Annotated in this window: 17 protein-coding genes; 8 read left to right on the top strand and 9 right to left on the bottom strand. The window is 45.6% G+C overall.

Annotated features, from left to right (window positions below):
• Positions 1-18: 18 nt before the first annotated feature.
• The 3 genes from pspC to pspA are packed head-to-tail and all read right to left on the bottom strand — an operon-like array spanning position 19 to position 1332.
• Positions 19-405, bottom strand: coding sequence for an envelope stress response membrane protein PspC (gene pspC, locus L5M37_RS02155; protein ID WP_263199211.1), 387 nt, complete (start codon positions 403-405; stop codon positions 19-21).
• Positions 392-631, bottom strand: a complete 240-nt coding sequence (gene pspB / locus L5M37_RS02160) for an envelope stress response membrane protein PspB (RefSeq protein ID WP_006081138.1) — start codon at positions 629-631, stop codon at positions 392-394. Before pspB ends, pspC begins: the two co-directional genes overlap by 14 nt.
• A 17-nt stretch (positions 632-648) precedes the next feature.
• Positions 649-1332: a phage shock protein PspA gene (gene pspA, locus L5M37_RS02165; RefSeq protein ID WP_028760458.1), complete on the bottom strand. Its 684-nt coding sequence runs from the start codon at positions 1330-1332 to the stop codon at positions 649-651.
• Between the two features lie 177 nt (positions 1333-1509).
• Between pspA and pspF the strand changes: the two genes are divergently transcribed.
• The 8 genes from pspF to L5M37_RS02205 all read left to right on the top strand — a co-directional run bounded on the left by pspF (position 1510) and on the right by L5M37_RS02205 (position 9640).
• A complete protein-coding gene (gene pspF / locus L5M37_RS02170) occupies positions 1510-2601 on the top strand; it encodes a phage shock protein operon transcriptional activator (RefSeq protein ID WP_263199213.1) in 1092 nt (363 codons plus the stop codon).
• Between the two features lie 69 nt (positions 2602-2670).
• Entirely contained in the window at positions 2671-4296 is a 1626-nt protein-coding gene (locus L5M37_RS02175) for an ABC transporter substrate-binding protein (protein WP_263199215.1), read from the top strand.
• On the top strand, positions 4296-5327 hold the full coding sequence (locus tag L5M37_RS02180; protein WP_113938850.1) for an ABC transporter permease: 1032 nt from the start codon (positions 4296-4298) through the stop codon (positions 5325-5327). The genes L5M37_RS02175 and L5M37_RS02180 overlap by 1 nt, the downstream gene beginning before the upstream one ends.
• Positions 5314-6204 (top strand): ABC transporter permease subunit, encoded by an 891-nt coding sequence (locus L5M37_RS02185; protein ID WP_105252931.1) that lies wholly within the window; start codon positions 5314-5316, stop codon positions 6202-6204. Before L5M37_RS02180 ends, L5M37_RS02185 begins: the two co-directional genes overlap by 14 nt.
• A 3-nt stretch (positions 6205-6207) precedes the next feature.
• Positions 6208-7215: an oligopeptide/dipeptide ABC transporter ATP-binding protein gene (locus tag L5M37_RS02190; protein ID WP_113938851.1), complete on the top strand. Its 1008-nt coding sequence runs from the start codon at positions 6208-6210 to the stop codon at positions 7213-7215.
• Positions 7196-7981: an ATP-binding cassette domain-containing protein gene (locus L5M37_RS02195; RefSeq protein ID WP_263199216.1), complete on the top strand. Its 786-nt coding sequence runs from the start codon at positions 7196-7198 to the stop codon at positions 7979-7981. The genes L5M37_RS02190 and L5M37_RS02195 overlap by 20 nt, the downstream gene beginning before the upstream one ends.
• Before the next feature lie 105 nt (positions 7982-8086).
• Entirely contained in the window at positions 8087-9289 is a 1203-nt protein-coding gene (gene fabV, locus L5M37_RS02200) for an enoyl-ACP reductase FabV (protein ID WP_263199217.1), read from the top strand.
• A gap of 138 nt (positions 9290-9427) precedes the next feature.
• Positions 9428-9640, top strand: coding sequence for a molybdopterin-binding protein (locus L5M37_RS02205; protein ID WP_006085368.1), 213 nt, complete (start codon positions 9428-9430; stop codon positions 9638-9640).
• 193 nt (positions 9641-9833) lie between these two features.
• Here the strand turns inward: L5M37_RS02205 and L5M37_RS02210 are convergent, their stop codons facing one another.
• The 6 genes from L5M37_RS02210 to tig all read right to left on the bottom strand — a co-directional run bounded on the left by L5M37_RS02210 (position 9834) and on the right by tig (position 18314).
• Positions 9834-11699, bottom strand: a complete 1866-nt coding sequence (locus L5M37_RS02210) for a SurA N-terminal domain-containing protein (protein ID WP_263199219.1) — start codon at positions 11697-11699, stop codon at positions 9834-9836.
• A 225-nt stretch (positions 11700-11924) separates the two neighbouring features.
• A complete protein-coding gene (gene hupB / locus L5M37_RS02215) occupies positions 11925-12197 on the bottom strand; it encodes a nucleoid-associated protein HU-beta (RefSeq protein WP_006081127.1) in 273 nt (90 codons plus the stop codon).
• A 259-nt stretch (positions 12198-12456) separates the two neighbouring features.
• Complete coding sequence (gene lon, locus L5M37_RS02220) at positions 12457-14814, bottom strand: endopeptidase La (RefSeq protein WP_105252934.1); 2358 nt, start codon at positions 14812-14814, stop codon at positions 12457-12459.
• A 132-nt stretch (positions 14815-14946) separates the two neighbouring features.
• Positions 14947-16227, bottom strand: a complete 1281-nt coding sequence (gene clpX, locus L5M37_RS02225; RefSeq protein WP_028760467.1) for an ATP-dependent protease ATP-binding subunit ClpX — start codon at positions 16225-16227, stop codon at positions 14947-14949.
• 84 nt (positions 16228-16311) lie between these two features.
• On the bottom strand, positions 16312-16920 hold the full coding sequence (gene clpP / locus L5M37_RS02230; RefSeq protein ID WP_063883148.1) for an ATP-dependent Clp endopeptidase proteolytic subunit ClpP: 609 nt from the start codon (positions 16918-16920) through the stop codon (positions 16312-16314).
• Between the two features lie 89 nt (positions 16921-17009).
• Complete coding sequence (gene tig, locus L5M37_RS02235; protein ID WP_028760469.1) at positions 17010-18314, bottom strand: trigger factor; 1305 nt, start codon at positions 18312-18314, stop codon at positions 17010-17012.
• Positions 18315-18569 lie beyond the last annotated feature (255 nt).

Consider the following 18569-nt stretch of genomic DNA (forward strand, 5'->3'; position numbering starts at 1 on the left):
GGCCGCCCTTTAGAAGGGTTACAAACTATTGATTTGTCTTTTTAAATCAAAGTTGTCAGAGGTGACATGGCATTCTAAATTTTGTAGCCTGACTTCCAGACTTCGAAATTGACGACTCACGTCGCTTAGCGCTTGCTTTGCGGGTTCTCCCGACTGCCACGGCTTCTTCTTCACCTCGATATCGTCTCTATCGTAATGCTTTTGCGGTTTGATGTCTAAAATCACCCACAAAGCGACATAGATGATAAATACCACACCTGAGCCGCCGAGTAAGAAGATAGACACAGTCAGCACTCGCACTAACCAAGTTTCAATCGCAAAGTACTCGGCAATCCCTGCACATACACCCGCTATTTTGCCTGACTGGGGAATGCGGTACAAAGTACGGCCATTAGATCCTCTCATGTTTCCCCCTCCATTCGGGCGATTCTGTATCCAGAATGGCCTCTAAGGTCTCAATACGCGCCGCCATTTTATCGGCCTTGGATATCAAATCATTGAGTTGTGAAAACTCTTCCTCAGTGAGTCCCTGGCTCACTTGTCGCTTACTGCGATAATGAAGAACTAACCATATTGGCGCGACTATCACCATGAAAATAATAATCGGCGCCATTAGCACGTCCATATCCATAACTCACCTCTGAATTGTTATTCTTTTGACTTAATTGGCGCTTTACCTTTTACCTTGGCTTTGAGCGCTGCCAGTTCTGCATTCACAGAATCTTCCGCTTCTAGCGCCGCAAACTCATCGGCTAAGGTCTTCTTGCTGCCAAGATCGTAAGATTCAACTTGGGCTTCTAAGCCTTCGACACGGCGCTCATATTGCTCAAACTTGAGCATAGCATTGTCGATCTTGCTTGAATCTAGCTGCTTTTTCACTTCTAAGCGTGATGACGCGGTTTGAGTGCGCAAAATAATGGTCTTTTGACGCGCTTTTGCATCGAGCAGCTTTTCTTGCAACATGCCCACTTCATCTTTCAAGCGTGCGATATGTTCATCGATGACGGCTAACTCTTGATTCAGCGTATCTGCTAAACCGGTCGCTTTTTGTTTTTCAACTAAAGCGGCTTTCGCTAAGTCTTCACGGTCTTTGGACAGTGCCAGTTCAGCCTTATCTTGCCAATCTTGCACTTGCTCTAACACGCGGTTGATACGACGTTGCAGCTCTTTCTTTTCAGCTAACACTTTAGCTGAGGTAGAACGCACTTCAACGAGTGTGTCTTCCATTTCTTGGATAATCAGTCGAACCATTTTTTCTGGGTCTTCGGCTTTATCCAGCAATGCGCTGATATTAGAGTTAATGATATCGGCGAAACGAGAGAAAATTCCCATAATCCTATCCTCAAATTGATGTTGGTCTCGTACAAGGTAATACACTAACCGTGCCAACTTTTATTTTTTATTTAAATACAGCATCTTAAACAAAATATTAACTTTTACTTCCTTTTACGCTTCAAGCCACTTATTATCATTTTCACCAAATTTTAGCGCGAAAGACTAAAAAATATCGTGGATAATAAATTTCAGCAAGACAACCTCATCGGTCAATCCAACGCCCTACTCGAGGTGTTAGAACATGTGTCGCAAATAGCGCCTCTGTCTAAACCCGTACTGATTATAGGTGAACGTGGTACAGGTAAAGAGCTTATTGCCGAACGCTTACATTATCTGTCTAAGCGCTGGGATCAAAGTTTTATTAAGCTAAACTGTTCATCTTTGAGTGAAAATTTACTCGAGAGTGAATTATTTGGCCATGAGTCAGGAGCCTTTACTGGCGCCAAAGGCAAACACGAAGGCCGCTTTGAGCGCGCCGACGGCGGCACCTTATTCCTCGACGAATTAGCCAACACTTCAGGACTTATCCAAGAAAAGCTACTACGTGTTATTGAATACGGCGAATTTGAACGGGTCGGCGGCAGTAAAACCGTGCAGGCCGATGTCCGTTTAATCTGCGCTGCCAACGAAGATTTACCATCACTTGCTGACGCAGGCGAATTTCGTGCCGACTTGCTCGATAGACTCGCCTTCGATGTAATTACTCTACCACCGCTGCGTTGCCGCCCAGAAGACGTCATGACGCTGGCGGAATATTTCGCCGTTGGCATGGCGCGCCAATTAAAGCTGCAGCTGTTCAGCGGTTTCAGCGCCCATGCGGTCGAGCAATTAATGACCCACGACTGGCCGGGTAATATCCGTGAACTTAAAAACGTGGTCGAGCGCAGCGTTTACCGTAATGGTGGTGAAAATAGACCCATCGATCATATCACCCTCGATCCCTTTGCTTCACCGTATCGGCCTAAAACTCGGATCAAGACCCGCGAGCGTCAAATCACCTCAGTTGCGCCAACAACTGTTGCCAGTACGTCACAATCTGCGCCGATACTTGAGGCTGAAGTACAAGTCAATACTGAGTATTCAACGAATTGCTTTAATTTTCCGCTGGATTTTAAAGAGCAAACTGAGAAGTACGAAATGGATCTGATCCAGCAGGCACTCTCAAACAGCCAATATAACCAAAAGAAAACCGCCGACATGCTCGGATTAAGCTACCACCAACTGCGTGGCATCCTTAAAAAGTACAATTTACTTGATAAAGCATAAGCAGATTGCCCACGGGGGAGATGCACTGCTAAAATAGCCGTTCATAGTCGATAAAATAATGATTTATAAATGAGTGTGCTAATTAGACGCCTGTGCCTAACAACTGCAGTTTCTTGCATGAGTTGGTTGTTGGTCGCGTGTGGCCCCCAACGACTCCCTTCTGGTTTGGTGTATTGCTCCGAAGGGAACCCTGAGTCTTTTAATCCACAATTGGTGACATCTGGCACGACAATCGATGCCACCTCACATCAAATTTATAGTCGCCTAGTGGATTATGACACCCAGTCAGGCAAGCTTGTCCCTGCCTTGGCGACGAGTTGGGCCATGTCTGATGATGGTTTAAGCTATCGCTTCACTCTCAGGGAAAACGTGCAGTTCCAGCATTCAAAGCGTTTTTACCCAACTCGCCCCTTTAATGCCGACGATGTGTTGTTCTCCTTTAATCGTATTATCGATACCCAGCATCCTTATCATTTTGTCTCCCGCACGGGTTATCCCTTCTTCCAAAGTATTGGCTTTTCTCAGCAAGTTAAAGGGATAGAGAAGATAAACGATCATGAAGTGGTCTTTTACTTAACCCGCAAAGACGCTTCTTTTCTGTCGAATTTAGCCACCGACTTTGCGGTGATCTTATCCAACGAATACGCGCAGCAGCAGTTAGCTTTAGGTCATCCTGAAAACGTCGACCACTTTGCCATTGGTACAGGACCGTTCACCTTAGTGCAATACGCTAAAAACGAATATATCCGCTATCGCCGTAATCCCGATTTTTGGGGAGAGCCAGCAAAAATCGATATGCTGGTATTTGATATCACGCCCAAAAGTACAGTTAGGCTCGCTAAGCTTATCGCGGGGGATTGCAGCGTTTCTGCGCTGCCCAAAGCAGGTGAACTGCCTGTTATCAAACAGCATCAAGAATTAAACATCGAATCACAACCAGGTCTTAACGTGGCATTTTGGGCCTTTAATACGCAAAAGCCACCATTAGATGATGTTCGCGTACGTCGTGCACTGGCCTATGCTGTTGATAAACAAAATATCCTGCGAGCGGTTTATCAAAATACTGCCATTGAAGCCACGGGCGTTCTGCCGCCAGCATCATGGGCCTACGAAAATAACAAAGGACTTGTCGATTACAATCCGCAAAAAGCACGTGACCTATTAAAAGAAGCCGGTATAAAAAATCTCAGCATTGACATTTGGGCCATACCGGTTGCCCGCGCTTATAACCCCAATTCGTTGAAAACGGCCGAATTAATTCAATCCGATCTAGCAAACATCGGCGTAAAAGTGAATATCGTCAGTTACGATTGGAGCGTATTTAGTCAGAGACTGAGCCGCGACGACTATGATTCTGTGCTGATTGGCTGGAATGCCGATAACAGCGATCCCGATAACTTTTTTAATCCGCTGTTGAGCTGCGCAGCAATGCAATCGAACAACAATCGTTCTCGCTGGTGTAACCCAGAGTTTGATGCCATCTTAAACAGCGCAAGGGAAGTATCAGATCAAGCGGAACGTAAAGTGATTTATCAGCAAGCAGAAGCCTTTTTAGCTGAACAAGTACCTATGCTGAGTCTGGCCCATGCCAAACGTGTGGCGTTAACTCGCAGTGATATCAAGGATATGCAGCTTACGCCTTTTGGTGGGATTTCCTTCACCCATACTAGCCAAGCACCACAGGAGGCGAATTAATGTTTACATACCTACTGCGTCGCCTCAATCTGTTCCTCGCCACCTCTTTAGTGATGATTGGTGTATTATTTTACGCTACAGGCTTGTTTCCGGTTGAGCGCACCTATGCACTCACTGGCATACATACACCGACGGCAAGCCAACTGGTTCAAATAGAACAAGACTACAAATTAGATAAAAACCAAGCGTGGCAATTTATCGCTTACCTACAACAAAGGCTTAGCGGTAATTTAGGGATTTCAGTCACGTCACATCAAGAAGTCGCCGAAGAACTCAGTGCCGTCCTACCCGCCTCCTTCGAACTTGCGGTGATGGCGGGCATTATCGCAATTTGCTTGGGCGTGCCCTTAGGCGTGCTCGCCTCCCAGAGTCAACATAAGCTCACCCAAAATACCATTATGGCGATTACCCTAACGGGCTACTCTGTACCCGTATTCTGGTTAGGTCTGTATCTTTCGCTTTGGTTTGGCGTCGATCTTGGTTGGTTACCAATTTCGGGACAAATCAATTTGCTCTATGAAATCAAGCCCGTCACTGGCTTTATGCTAGTGGATACCTTGTTGTCAGAGTCAGAATACGGCATGTCGGCATTTAAAGATGCCCTGCTGCATATCATTTTGCCAGCCACAACACTGGCCGTGTTACCTTTTACTGTAGTGGTTCGTAGCACCCGTTCGGCAATGGTGAATGTGATGAATCAAACCTTTATCCGCGCCGCCGAAGCCAGAGGCATGCATACTGGCACGATTATACTGCGCCACGCCCTGCCCAATGCGCTGATCCCCGTACTTAAACATTTAGGGCTAATGCTTGGCTCATTTGCCAGTTATGCCATAGTGGTTGAAATGATTTTCTCTTGGCCTGGTGTAGGATCTTGGCTAGTTTCAGGGATTTACCAACGGGACTATACTGTTATCCAAGGTGGGATTTTGGCCGTGGCCCTATTGATTATCTTCCTAAGTATCTTGATTGAAGTGCTGCACACAGCCTTTAATCCACTGAGCAGAAAAGACCTTTATGCCACCAGTTAAAATTTATCAAGAAGATCAAATTGCCTCTCCGACTATGCGGGTTTGGATTAACTTTTCGGCTAATCCTTTCGCCTTAGCGGGTCTATGGACGATTGCATTTCTGCTCTTGCTAACCCTGTTTGGCCCTATGATTGCGCCCTTCCCACCAGAGGCACAAGATCCAAGAGCCTTGCTGTTGCCCCCCTCGTGGGACCCTTCAGGGACAGTGGCGCACTTTTTAGGGACTGACGATCTCGGCCGCGATATTTTCAGCCGATTATTACACGGCGCGCACTTGACCTTTGGCATGGCGCTGCTGATCGTCGTTACCGCATTATTCACAGGCTTTATCATAGGGTCACTGTCCGGCATGATGCGGGGCTTAAAATCCAGTATTCTCGGGCACTTACTCGACGCGCTGTTATCAATTCCCTCATTATTGATGGCCATTTTAGTGGTCGCTGTAATGGGACCAGGGCTTGAAAACGTGTTCTGGGCGGTCGGGATTGCCTTAACCCCACAATTTGTGCGCTCCATACACCAGTCAGTGCATGAAGAATTACAAAAAGAATATGTCACAGCTGCGCGTTTAGACGGCGCTAACTCGATGCAAATTTTTTGGTATGTCATTATGCCAAACGTGTGGGAAGTGGTGATTATTCAAACCACACTTGCCATTTCAGCTGCTATTTTAGATATCGCTGCCCTGGGTTTTTTAAGCTTGGGCGCACAGGCGCCGAGTCCAGAATGGGGCGCAATGGTCGCCCAAGGGATGGATAATTTACTAACTGCACCTTGGGCCGTAACTATCCCAGGCTTAGCGATTCTTTTCAGTGTGCTTTCCATTAACTTGGTTGGCGATGGCCTACGGTCGGCGCTTGCGCCCATCAGAAACTAACTTATGCCCTTACTCGACGTACGAAATCTAACGATTGAACTCGATACGCCCCACGGTAGAGTGCGGGCGCTAGAAAAAGTCAGCTTAACACTCAATGCGGGCGAAATTCATGGGCTAGTGGGTGAATCTGGCTCAGGACGAAGTTTGTTAGCCAGAGCAATTTTAGGCATCCCCGGCCCTAACTGGACTATCACAGCAGACCGCATGATGTGGGATGGCAATAACTTGATGGCCATGAGCTCAAAAGAGCGCCGTAACCTGATGGGTTCAGACATGGCAATGATCTTCCAAGATCCGTCTGGCAGCTTAGATCCAGCACAAACCGTTGGCAGTCAGTTAATGCAAGCTATGCCTAAAAATCCCAACGCCTATTTTTGGCAACGGCGCAGGCATGCAAGACTTACAGCACAGAAATGGCTGCATAAAGTCGGGATCAAGAATCCGCGGCAGGTGATGTCTAGCTACGCATGGGAATTATCCGAAGGCGAATGCCAAAAGGTGATGATTGCGATGGCGGTTGCTAACCAGCCTCGCCTCTTGATTGCAGACGAACCCACAAGCTCGATGGAGCTCAGCACTCAGGCGCAAATTTTCAGATTATTATCCCAATTAAATCAATTACAAAACGTATCGATTCTATTGATCAGCCACGAGCTGGAAACCTTAGCCCAATGGTGCGATCACTTATCCGTGCTCTATTGCGGTCAAGTCATGGAATCTGGGCCGACGGACGAAGTGATTAAGCAGCCTTATCATCCTTACACTAAGGCGTTACTCGAAAATATGCCCGACTATTCAGGCTCAGGTGGTCACAAGGCGATTATGCCTACCCTACCGGGTTCTGCGCCCGCCTTACAGCATTTGCCTATTGGTTGTCGTTTAGGGCCACGCTGCCCTGAAGCACAAAAAAAATGCGTTAATCAGCCAAATTTGAGTCATATCAAAGACCGCTATTTTGCCTGTCATTTCCCTTATCATGGCGAAACCCATAATGACGACCCCACTGCTTAAAGTTAATGACCTTTATAAAAGATATGATACTGGTTATAAGGGCTTTTCCCGCCAATATAACGATGCATTAGCGCCCGTATCCTTTGAACTCGAACGCGGTGAAACCTTAGCGATAGTGGGTGAGGCGGGTTCAGGTAAAAGTACCCTCGCCCGCATTTTAGTCGGTGCAGAGCCCCGCAGCGGTGGTGAGATATTTTTCGAAGGTGAAGCCTTAGACAGCCGCAATGTGAAGCAAAGATGCCGCTTAATTCGGATGATTTTCCAAGATCCGAATACTTCACTGAACCCGCGCCTAACGATTGGTCAATTACTCGATGAGCCGCTGCGTTTCAACACCCAAATGTCAGCGCAATCGCGGCACACCCAAGTGGTCGATACCTTACGAAAAGTAGGTTTATTACCTGAGCATGCGGAGTTTTATCCGCACATGATTTCCGAAGGGCAAAAACAACGAGTCGCAGTAGCACGAGCCTTAATGCTCAATCCTAAAATTATCATTGCCGATGAAGCCTTAACCGCTCTGGACCTTTCGGTGCGTTCGCAAATTCTTAATTTGCTGTTAAAACTGCAAAAAGATCTCGGCTTGTCTTATATCTTCGTGTCCCATAATCTCAATATTATTCGCCATGTCAGCGATAAAATTATGGTACTGCACAAAGGTGTAATGGTTGAAAAAGCTTATACAGAACAAATATTTAACTCACCAAAACATGAATACACCCAGAGGTTGGTCCAAGAGCAGAGTCTGTTTGTTCATAAACGCTAAACTGCTCCAACCACTTAAATAATCAGGTGAATTGGCTAAAAATAGGTGCCATTTACCCGCCGAAATATTTATCCTATTGGTCATTTTGATAGAAGAAGCTTAAACATGATTATCAAACCAAAAATTCGTGGATTCATTTGTACCACTACACACCCTGTCGGTTGTGAAGTAAACGTTCAAGAACAAATCACCTTAACTAAAGCAAAAGGCAAGATCGCTAACGGCCCGAAAAAGGTATTAGTTGTAGGTTCATCAAGTGGTTATGGTCTGTCTTCACGTATCGCAGCCGCTTTTGGTAGCGATGCCGCAACGATTGGCGTGTTCTTCGAAAAGCCAGGTACTGAAGCGAAACCAGGTACTGCAGGTTGGTACAACTCTGCCGCTTTCGACAAATTTGCTAAAGCGGAAGGTTTATATTCTAAAAGCATTAACGGCGATGCCTTTAGCCATGAAGCTAAACAAAAAGTCATCGAGCTTATCAAGCAAGATCTTGGTGAAATTGACATGGTTGTTTACTCACTGGCATCACCAGTGCGCAAACTCCCAGATTCAGGTGAGCTTATCCGATCAGCTTTAAAACCCATTGGCGAAACTTACACAGCGACTGCCGTTGATACCAATAAAGACTGCATCATTGAAGCCACCGTTGAGCCAGCAACTGAGCAAGAAATTGCTGATACTGTCACTGTTATGGGCGGCGAAGATTGGGAACTGTGGATCAAAGCCTTATCTGAAGCCGGTGTATTAGCCGATAACTGCAAAACTGTAGCCTATAGCTATATCGGTACTGAATTGACGTGGCCAATTTACTGGCACGGCGCCCTTGGCAAGGCCAAGATGGATCTGGACCGCGCAGCAAAAGCGTTAAATAAACAACTGTCAGCCACTGGCGGCAGCGCAAATGTTGCAGTGCTAAAGAGCGTTGTGACTCAAGCGAGTTCGGCCATTCCTGTCATGCCTTTATATATCGCTATGGTATTTAAGAAAATGCGTCAGGAAGGTCTCCATGAAGGTTGTATGGAGCAAATCTATCGCTTATTCAGTGAGCGCCTATTCCGTGCCGATGGTGCAAAACCTGAGACCGACAGTGATAATCGCTTACGTTTAGATGACTGGGAACTGCGTGAAGATATTCAGCAACACTGCCGTAATTTGTGGCCACAAGTGACCACAGAAAACTTATCAGAATTGACTGATTACCGTGAATACAAAGCTGAATTTATTAAGTTATTTGGTTTTGGTATCGAAGGTATTGATTACGATGCCGACGTTAACCCATACGTTGAGTTTGACGTTATCGAACTCTAATCGACTCGATAGCGAATCACTGCTTATCACAAACGTTAAACGCCACTTTTTAGTGGCGTTTTTATTTATAACTCCCAGATTAAGATGCGCTACACTAGCTGCAGTTGACCCCTAATAATCCCTCAATAAGGAAAATCAATGAAAATTAGCGCAAGAAACACCCTCAGCGGTACAATCAAATCCATAGAAATGGGCGCTGTAAACAATGAAGTGACAATAGAACTTGCACCCGGTGTCGTACTGACCTCTGTGGTGACTAAAGCTTCCTGTGAGCGCCTAGGGCTCAAAGTGGGTGATTCGGCTTATGCCCTCATCAAAGCCAGCAGCGTAATGATTGGCGTTGATGATTAACCATTCAATTCAGTAACGTGGCGATTGAAGTAATGGAATATGGAGTCTGACAGTGTTGCGATAGTGGATATCCTTCGAACTTCATTGGTAAACTTTATCGAATTAAAAAACAAAAAGGCCAAGTGAACTCACTTGGCCTTTTCTATTTAATCAGTCGGATAGTAAATTTAATAACTCACTATCCTCACTGAAATTATTCTTCTACAGGGTAAAGCACCTTGGCATTGGCTTTAAGCGAATCGATCAAGCCACGGTAGTCTGCTTCACTGTATTGTGCGTTCAGACGTTGTTTAAGTGCATTAACTAGCTCATCACTCACACCTTCTGCAGCGTTGACTTTATCCAGTGCAACCACAGCATAACCGTTTGCTAAACCAACGGTATCGACAACAGGAGTTGTACTTGGTGTTGGCATTTGGAACGCTTTGCCTACAATCGCAGCATCAACGTCTTGCGCGCCACGGCCTAGTTTCGCTTTAGACACTAAACCAAGATCAGTTGCACCCGCTTTAACTTGTGCCATCAGCTCCTGTGCTTTTGCACGGGCGGCTTCGTTTGCTTGATCTTGCTTCAAGCGCTCAGTGATGTTGGCTTTCACTTCAGCTAAGGCCAAAGTACCCGCATCGTGATGTTCTTTCACTCGGATAACAACCACATGGTTAGGTTCAAGCTCAATCACTTCACTGTTTAAACCTTTCAGCATTACAGTTTCAGAGAAGGCCGCTTTAACTAAGTCAGGCTTGTTTAGCTCAGCAGGTGCGTTATCGCGAGAAAACAGTGCTGTAGTCTTAACATCAACGCCAACAGCTTTTGCGGTTTCAGATAGTGTATCTGGCACTTCATAGCTGGTATCCGCTAATTTACTTTGTAAGCTATAGAACTGGTCAACCGCTTTCTTATCTTGCAATTGAGCCACTATCTTAGCTTTCACATCAGCAAACGGTACAGTCGCGCCAGATTGCACATCTAATAGCTTGATAATGTGGAAACCAAAGTCTGTTTTAACCACCGCAGAATGTTGGCCTTTATTTAATGCAAATAAAGCGGCATCAAATGTGGGGTCCATTACACCAGGTTCAAACCAATCCAGTTTACCGCCCTGCTCTGCACTCAAAGTATCATCAGAGTTAGCTTTAGCCAGATCAGCAAAATCGGCACCGCTATCTAATTGCTTAGCGAGATCTTCAGCCTTGGCTTTTGCTGCCGCTTCATCGTTACCTGGCATAACCAAAATATGCGCGGCAAGACGCTTCTCGTTAGAAACATATTGTGCTTTATGTTCTTCGTAATACGTTTGTGCTTCTTCATCAGAAACTGGATTATTTTTAGCAAAATCAGCAGCATTCAGTTCAACATATTCTAAGCTCACCATCTCAGGGCTCATAAACTGCCCTTGGTTTGCGTCGTAATAGTTTTTCACTTGCTCGTCAGTCACAACCGCTGTCGCTAAGAATGGTGCAGAATCGACAACAACATAGCGCACATCACGGGTTTGGCCTTGTAACTCAGCCAATTGCTTAGCTTCGCCAGGTAACACGAATTCAGTACCCACAAGGGCTGCAGTTAACTGACGACGGGTCATATCGACACGCATCATGTCTCTGAAAGTCTGTGGCTGATAACCTAACTGACGCAGAATCGCCTGATAACGATCGTTATCAAATTTGCCATCAGTTTGAAATGCCGGTTCAGCTCTCATTGCAGCAACAATTTGCTCGTCAGATACACGTAGACCCATAGCCTTAGCAGCTTGATCTATCAACTTGTCAGCCACTAAGCGTTCTAATACGCTCTGCTTAATGCTTTGTAAGTATTTTTCGTCAGCAGATAACGCAGCAAACATTTCACCTAGCTGTTGCTCCATGCGAGAGCGCTCGCTCTGGTACGCCTGCTCTAGCTCGGCTTTAGTGATCTTGTCACCGTTCACTTCTGCCGCAGGCACATCAGTTGTTGAACCTAAGTAACTACTGACTCCTGCAAATGCAAAAGATAAAATCACAAGTACGAGAATGCCTTTAGCAATCACGCCTTGCGAACCATCGCGGATCTTTTCTAACATCAGATTTCTCGCTTGTTGCGATTAACAAAATAAAAAGGCGCATCAGGTTGAGATGCGCCTTTCTGTAATTTATGGGGAATATTCAGACGCTACCACTGGTAAATTCTAAAACCCCGAGTAATGGTAGAAATTAAGCTTCATATTCCATTACTTTCAATTCGTAAAAAGCACTGATAAACAGTGCTTGTCATTACGAACGCCTTACAAAGGCTACGATATTAATGATTAATTAACAGCGTCTTTCAGTGCTTTACCAGCTTTGAATGCAGGAATTTTAGCTGCTGCGATTTTGATTTCTTCACCCGTTTGTGGGTTGCGACCAGTACGCTCAGCGCGTTCACGCACTTCAAAAGTACCAAAACCAACAAGAGAAATTTTATCACCTTCTTTCAGACCTTCGGTCACAGCAGCGATAAAAGAATCCAGTGCTCGGCCAGCAGCGGCTTTAGAAATGTCAGCACCAGATGCGATTTTCTCGATTAGTTCAGATTTGTTCATGTCATCCCCTTGAATGTAATTTTTTTGCGCCGCAACCAAATCCGTCTCTAGAGCGGTCTGCGGAGGCTTTTATAACAAGCTTGAATTCAAAGTTCAAGCTGAGTTCGAAAACCAAAGAATTAAAACTGGATACAGCTCAAAGCCAGTTGCGCCAAGGGCTTGGAGCAGCTGGCTCTCCACAGACCTAGGCTACCACAGGTCTGCGCTTTGTTAAGCCCCTTTTTTCATTTTTTTTAACGTGATAGCGCAATTTCTTGCGTTATGCCAAGTTTTTAACCACTTCGAAGCCTTCCACTGGTCTTTCTAGGGCCAGTTTTAACACTTCATCGACCCAACGCACGGGACGAATTTCTAAATCGGCAATCACATTGGCAGGAATTTCTTCCAAATCGCGCTCATTTTCTTTTGGAATAAGCACCAATTTTATGCCGCCGCGGTGTGCTGCTAGCAGTTTTTCTTTCAAACCACCGATAGGTAACACTTCACCACGTAAGGTTATTTCACCTGTCATGGCCACATCAGCACGCACGGGGTTACCCGTTAAGCTTGATACTAACGCGGTACACATTGCCGCACCTGCAGATGGACCATCTTTGGGTGTCGCACCTTCTGGCACATGCACGTGGATATCACGCTTCTCGTAGAAATCAGCATTGATACCTAATTGTTCCGCACGGGCGCGAACAACTGTCATCGCTGCTTGAATCGACTCTTGCATCACGTCGCCAAGGGAACCGGTATAGGTTAACTTCCCTTTACCTGGCACTGAGGTTGCTTCAATCGTCAGTAAGTCACCGCCCACTTGAGTCCACGCTAAGCCAGTCACTTGACCGATTTGGTTCTTAGACTCGGCTTTGCCGTAATCAAAGCGCTGCACACCAAGGAAAGACTTAAGATTCTCTTGGTTGACAGTCACAGACTTGACAGACTTATCGAGCAAAATCATTTTCACGACTTTACGGCAAATCTTAGACAATTCACGCTCGAGTGAACGCACACCCGCTTCACGGGTGTAATAACGGATAATGCCAACGATAGCACTATCATCTACTTTAATTTCAGTGGCTTTTAAACCATTGCGCTCAATTTGCTTATTCAGCAAATGTTGCTTAGCAATATTCAGCTTCTCGTCTTCGGTGTAACCCGACAAACGAATGACTTCCATACGGTCAAGAAGTGGCCCAGGAATATCCATGGAGTTTGACGTTGCAACAAACATCACATCGGATAGGTCGTAATCGACTTCGAGGTAATGATCGTTAAAGGTCGCATTTTGCTCAGGATCTAACACTTCTAATAAAGCAGAAGCCGGATCGCCGCGCATATCTGAACTCATCTTGTCGATTTCATCGAGCAAGAATAACGGGTTTTTCACGCCGACTTTAGCCATCTTTTGAATGACTTTACCCGGCATAGACCCAATGTAAGTACGGCGATGACCACGGATTTCCGCTTCATCACGCACGCCACCGAGGGCAACACGCACATACTTACGACCGGTCGCCTTAGCGATCGATTGACCTAGCGAGGTTTTACCCACACCTGGTGGCCCCACTAAACACAGGATTGGCCCTTTAAGCTGACGCACTCGGCTTTGGACTGCCAAATATTCCAAGATACGTTCTTTGACTTTTTCAAGACCAAAATGATCGGTGTCGAGTACTTCTTGGGCTTTGGCTAAATCACGTTTGATTTTAGAACGCTGGCTCCAAGGCACAGCCGTCATCCAATCGACATAACTGCGAACAACCGTCGCTTCAGCCGACATAGGTGACATCATGCGTAACTTGTTAAGCTCGGCGAGGGCTTTCTCTTTCGCCTCAGCGGGCATATTAGCCTCTTCAATCTTACGATTTAAGGCTTCAAATTCGTCATGGCCTTCATCTAAGTCACCCAGTTCTTTCTGGATGGCTTTCATCTGTTCGTTCAGATAGTACTCACGCTGACTCTTTTCCATCTGTTTTTTAACGCGAGTCCGGATACGTTTCTCAACCTGTAATAGGTCGATCTCCGATTCCATCATCGCCATTAGATATTCCAGACGTTCGCCGACGTTGACCATCTCAAGCACAGATTGCTTATCTTCAAGCTTAAGTGGCATGTGTGCGGCCATAGTATCGGCCAGACGCGCCGCTTCATCGATACCCGATAAAGAGGTCAAGACTTCTGGCGGGATCTTTTTGTTCAGCTTGATATAACCTTCAAACTGACCAATAGCACTGCGCACTAACACTTCTTCTTCTTTGTCTTCCAGCGGTTCTGATTCCAGATACTCAGCTTTAGCCACAAAGAATTCTGTTTCTTGGGTATAACGGGTAATACGGGCGCGACGACCGCCTTCAACCAGCACTTTGACTGTACCGTCTGGCAGCTTAAGTAACTGTAAAATAGAGGCAACCGTACCCACTTCGAAGATGTCATCTTTTGATGGTTCATCGAGCTCGGCATCACGCTGCGCCACTAAAATAATTTGCTTATCCTGCGCCATTGCCGTTTCGAGACATCGAATAGATTTTTCTCGTCCGACAAATAACGGAATTACCATATGGGGATAGACCACCACATCTCGCAGTGGCAGCACGGGGAGTTCGATATGCGCTTCACGCTCTTGGGTCATAGTTCGATTCCGTTTTGGTGAAATGGATTAATACTGGAGTATATTGGGACGCTTTATGGAGTTTCAATGGCTAATACGAAAAAAGGAGTCCATTGGACTCCTTGTTTTTCAGTTTATTAGCGATCAGTACAATTATTGTTCGCCTGATGCCACTTGGGCCTCATTGTGCTCGTAAATCAAGATTGGGGCAGATTCCCCTTTCACGACTGATTCATCCACAACGGCCTTCACCACACCGTCAACGGATGGGATATCGTACATGGTATCCAGCAGAATACTTTCAACGATGGAGCGTAGGCCACGGGCACCTGTCTTGCGAGACATGGCTTTGTGAGCAATCGCTTTAAGCGCATCTTCGCGGAACTCAAGCTCAACCCCTTCCATCTCAAATAACGCACTGTATTGCTTAGTTAGGGCATTTTTAGGTTGAGATAGAATTTGTACTAAAGCTTCTTCATCCAGCTCAGTCAGAGTCGCAACCACTGGTAGACGACCAATAAACTCAGGGATTAAACCGTATTTGACTAAATCGCCAGGTTCTACTTGTGATAAGGTTTCAGAAATCGTCGCCTTCTCTTTCTCGCCTTTCACCTGTGCACCAAAACCAATACCCGAGCCAACGTGCGCACGTTGCTCAATCACTTTCTCAAGCCCTGCAAACGCACCACCACAGATAAACAGGATCTTAGAAGTATCGACTTGTAAGAATTCTTGCTGTGGATGCTTACGGCCACCTTGTGGTGGAACCGCGGCAACAGTACCTTCAATCAGCTTAAGCAGCGCTTGCTGTACACCCTCACCCGATACGTCACGGGTGATTGATGGATTGTCTGACTTACGGCTAATTTTATCGATTTCATCGATATAAACGATACCACGCTGCGCCTTCTCAACATCGTAGTCGCACTTTTGCAGCAACTTTTGAATGATGTTTTCAACGTCTTCACCCACATAACCCGCTTCAGTCAGCGTAGTAGCATCTGCCATAGTGAAAGGCACATTGAGTGAGCGCGCAAGGGTTTCAGCCAGTAGGGTTTTACCGCTACCCGTTGGACCGATAAGCAAAATATTACTCTTGCCCAGCTCGATACCATCTTTAGGCGATGCATTTTTTAAACGCTTATAGTGGTTATACACTGCCACAGAAAGCACTTTTTTCGCTCTGTCTTGGCCAATAACATAATCGTCTAAATGTGCACGCAACTCATGTGGTGTCGGTAATTTATCGCTATCACGCTTTGGAGAGATTTCTTTAATCTCTTCACGAATGATGTCGTTACATAACTCAACACATTCGTCGCATACATACACTGATGGGCCAGCAATGAGTTTTCTGACTTCATGCTGGCTCTTTCCGCAAAAAGAGCAGTACAGCAATTTACCGCTGTCACCATTATTTTTGTTGTCGCCCATTAATTACCTCATTTGCAGTCTGCTCTACTGCCTGTCTTAAATTTGCTTAACTTTTACAAAGCATAGCTCAGTCAAAAGCAAAAATCAGCCACGTTTCGTCATCACAGAGTCAACTAAGCCATATTCGACGGCTTGAGTTGCACTCATGAAGTTGTCACGATCGGTATCGCGTTCAATCACTTCGAGCGGTTGACCTGTGTGTTCAGCGAGCATTAGGTTAAGCTTATTTTTAATGCCTAAGATTTCTTTGGCATGAATAGCAATATCTGATGCTTGACCTTGGAAACCACCCAGAGGTTGATGGATCATCACGCGAGAGTTTGGTAAACAGTGACGCTTACCCTTCTCACCACCGGCTAACAAGAAAGCGCCCATACTGGCGGCTTGGCCGATACAGACAGTGCTAACATTCGGTTTGATAAACTGCATGGTATCATAAATCGCCATGCCTGCGGTGACAGAACCACCAGGGGAGTTAATGTATAAAAAGATATCTTTATCTGGGCTTTCTGATTCTAAGAATAATAGTTGCGCCACGATAAGGTTTGCCATGTGTTCTTCAACTTGACCTACCAAAAAGATAATCCGCTCTTTCAACAAACGAGAATAAATATCGTATGAGCGTTCACCCTTAGCAGTCTGTTCGATCACCATAGGCACTAAAGCACTTTGTATGTCTGACGCATTATGCATTATTCACTTCCCTAAATAAAAATGGCTCGCATGAGGAGCCTCATACGAGCCATTATAAATGGCGAACAGCTAATCAAGTCAAGCTTAGCTTATGCGCGACCGGTAGCCTTGTTCATAAATTCTTCAAAAGCGACTTGTTTTTCGGTCACTTTGGCAGATTTCAACAGTGCTTCAACCGCTTGCTCTTCTAAAGCAACGTTGCGCATGTTTTGCATCAGCTCTTTGTTGCTGTTGTAATAAGCAACCACTTCACTTGGATCTTCGTAGGCTGAAGCCATAGAAGCGATCAAGCCTTGTACGCGTTCATCTTCCGCTTTCAGTTCGTTAGTCTTGATGACTTCGCCTAATAACAGACCGATTTTAACACGACGTGCAGCTTGTTCAGTGAACAATTCAGCTGGCAGTTCTGGCATGTTAGCCGATTGGCCGCCAAAACGTTGCATGGCTTGTTGACGCAGAACGTTAACTTCGCCATCGATCAATGCTTTTGGCAAAGTGATATCGTTGTTAGCTAACAGACCATTGATCACTTGCTCTTTCACGTTAGCTTTTAACGCTTGCTCAAGTTCACGGTTCATGTTTTTACGGATTTCAGTTTTAAGGGCTTCTAAGCCACCTTCGCTGATACCAAACAGAGCAGCAAACTCATCGTTTACTTCTGGCAGGTTAGCCGCTTGCACTTCTGTCAGCGTAATCGCGAACTTAGCCGCTTTACCTTTCAGGTTTTCAGCGTGATATTCTTCAGGGAAGTTCACGTCGATAACAAATTCTTCGCCCGCTTTGTGACCTAAGATACCTGCTTCAAAACCAGGGATCATACGGCCGCTACCTAATTGCAGTTCGAAATCATCAGCTTTGCCGCCTTCAAATTCTTCACCGTCAACTGAGCCAACAAAGTTCATTTTCACTTTGTCGCCATCAGCAGCTTCACGCTCAACAGCAGCGAAAGTAGCGTGTTGTTTACGTAAGGTTTCAATCATAGTGTCAACGTCAGCGTCAGTCACTTCAGCTTTTGGCTGTTCTACTTCGATTGCATCTAAGCCTTTCAGCTCAACTTCTGGATAGATTTCAAAGGTAGCGATAAATTCGAATTTTTCGCCATCAGTAGAACCAGGAACAAAAGTCGGTGCACCCGCTGGGTTTAACTTCTCAGCAATAATTGCTTCGATGAAGTTACGTTGCATCACTTCACCCATGATGTCTTGACGAATCGCTGCGCCGTAACGTTTGTTTATAACAGTAACAGGCACTTTACCAGGACGGAAACCTGGGATACGAGCACGCTTAGCTTCACGTTGTAAACTGTCTTTAACCAGCTTTTCAATTTGTTCAGCAGGAACAGAAATGGTCAGGCGACGCTCTAGGCCTTGGGTTGCTTCAACAGAAACTTGCATTGTTTTACCTCGAAATTTGTCTAACGTCCTTTGTAATAGCCGATTCATCAACTATTCAGGTATTCGTTTCTTGATCATTAAATTTGACTACAATGCCCACCACAACTGGCTTTAGGCACAGGTCGCTCATAGTTGATATCTATCAAGACGCGACATTATAGCCACCGTTTTCTGCAGAGTCGAGCCTCAACAGCCGAATCTGGGGTATAAAAAAAGCGACACAAGGTCGCTTTTTTTAATTTGTACTCAAAGTAC

Source organism: Shewanella sp. SM69, from assembly GCF_025653985.1.
Taxonomy (GTDB): Bacteria; Pseudomonadota; Gammaproteobacteria; order Enterobacterales; family Shewanellaceae; genus Shewanella; species Shewanella oncorhynchi.